Origin of the sequence: Saccharomonospora sp. (assembly GCF_027317685.1) — a bacterium.
Lineage (GTDB): Bacteria > Actinomycetota > Actinomycetes > Mycobacteriales > Pseudonocardiaceae > Saccharomonospora.
This window is the reverse complement of the sequence record NZ_DAHVQP010000041.1, coordinates 1-1,720: the sequence shown is the minus strand read 5'-3', so window position 1 is coordinate 1,720 and position 1,720 is coordinate 1. Positions and strand designations below refer to the sequence as shown.

3 protein-coding genes are annotated in these 1,720 nt (G+C 68.0%); 2 read left to right on the top strand and 1 reads right to left on the bottom strand.

What is annotated here, in order from left to right:
• Positions 1-570: 570 nt before the first annotated feature.
• On the bottom strand, positions 571-804 hold the full coding sequence (locus M7H19_RS04700) for a hypothetical protein (RefSeq protein WP_298177495.1): 234 nt from the start codon (positions 802-804) through the stop codon (positions 571-573).
• Positions 805-820: 16 nt separating this feature from the next.
• Here M7H19_RS04700 and M7H19_RS04695 point away from each other — a divergent pair, with 16 nt between their 5' ends.
• Entirely contained in the window at positions 821-1,093 is a 273-nt protein-coding gene (locus tag M7H19_RS04695) for a helix-turn-helix domain-containing protein (RefSeq protein ID WP_298177493.1), read from the top strand.
• Positions 1,014-1,331, top strand: a complete 318-nt coding sequence (locus M7H19_RS04690) for an IclR family transcriptional regulator C-terminal domain-containing protein (protein WP_298177491.1) — start codon at positions 1,014-1,016, stop codon at positions 1,329-1,331. The genes M7H19_RS04695 and M7H19_RS04690 overlap by 80 nt, the downstream gene beginning before the upstream one ends.
• Positions 1,332-1,720: the final 389 nt, after the last annotated feature.

Sequence of the window (1,720 nt, the reverse complement as noted above, 5' to 3'; positions counted from 1 at the left end):
CGGTCGGCGCGTCAGCGGTGAGTGGACGAGGGGTCGTGGACGCTTTCGTGGTGACACACAGCGGAAGGTGCCGGCCCCTGGTGACAGGGGTTGATGAGGATCTTGCGCGCCCCGGTCGTGATGACTATTCGGTGAGGAACGCGGCGATCGCGGCATTCTCACCCGCACAAGGCCTCGTGATTGCGCAGTCGTCGATCGAGGGCCGGTCGTATGCGATTGGGTGGTTCCGACTCCGGGTGACTGATCCGAGCAGTCATCTTGGACGGTCTACATCGGATTCCCTGTGGGGCTGCTACGACGTTGTTCGGCTCCGGCGCAACCGTTTCCGAGCTGCATGACGGAAGGGCGGGACGGTAAGTACGGATTGGACGCTCATGCCGCGAATGCGTCCCGGGGCAACGCGAGGAGCTGTGGGCAATTCACGGAGCATGTGCTTCTCGACGACGAGGTACTCCGCCGCGGCACCTGGCGGTGAGGTGGGTTCGCGGCACTGCCGAGGTGGTCGCCTTCGGGCCACAGGTTGGTCCGCGAGCCGTTCCGCCGGGGTGCCGTAGCGTGTGGGGTGCACCGTCACCGGGGTCCCCTCCGCCCACTCCCACCGGGGTCCGCCTCGACGACAGCGGAGAGCTCGTGCCCCGGCGTGAAGGGCCCGCGTACGAGGTTCTCCCCGTTCCCGCCGTGGGAGTAGTGGTGCAGGCCCGCGGATGCCCACGTGCGCAGCAACACCTCGCCCCCGCCGGGGCGGGGGACGGTGACCCCCTCGAGGCGCACGTCCTCGGCGCCGTGGCTGAACAGCCTTCTCATCGGCGATCAGCTCCCGGTGTCAACGGGCGGAGGCGACGTCGGTGGCCGCGGCTTGCACCCCGTCGCGCGTGACGATGCGGTGAGCGGGGTCCTCGATCGCGCACTCCTCGTGCTCGAGACGGCTGCGACCGCGGGGCCCGAGGGGCTCCCGCTCGGGGAGATCGCGGCACGTACGGGGATCGACAAGGGGTCGGTCCACCGGTTGCTCCGTGGTCTTGCGTACCGCGAATACATGGTCCGTTACGGAGAGGACCGCGACTACGCTCTCGGCGAGGCGACGTGTCCGTGACGCGGTCGAGGCCGCATGCGCCCTCGGGTGGGCGATCGAGAACCAGGGGAGCGAATCCGGCATCGTCTGCGTCGGGATCGCCCTCACCTCCACGACCTCGCAGGATGTCGTGATCAGCGTCACCGGACCCGTCGAACGCATGACGTCCGACCGTCTCGCCGAGGTCGGCACGCTGCTGCGCAAGCTCGCCGGTGACCTCGCGCCGGAGGAATACACGTTCGCCTCGACCACGGACTGAGTCGGTACGGCGCAACGATGCTGTTCCACCGCATTGGGCCAGAGCACGGTGAGACCTCTCACGCGTGGGGATGCGCCGGTTCCGAGCGGTGGGCAAGCCTGTGTCGGCGTTGCCTCGTGGGCTCTGTGGTCCTTCGTCGTCGAGTTGGCCGAAAGTCGTCGGCCGCCGCGTACCTCCATGAGTGCGGGCGACGAGTCGGGTCCGGGTGTGGGGTTCGTTCCCGGGCGCGAATACCCAGTGGTCACAGGTGCTTCGTTCACGTCTGGTTCACTGTGCGATCTATGCGCACAAGCCTTGTCGTGATCGGCGCGGCCGTGGCCGCGCTCGTGGCCGGATGTTCCGGTGAGCAATCGTCCGGCCAGCCTCAGACCACAACGGACACACCTACG

What these genes read in the sequence shown, in the direction of transcription:
- M7H19_RS04700 (WP_298177495.1), bottom strand. Translation starts at nt 804, where the DNA reads ATGAGAAGGCTGTTCAGCCACGGCGCCGAGGACGTGCGCCTCGAGGGG.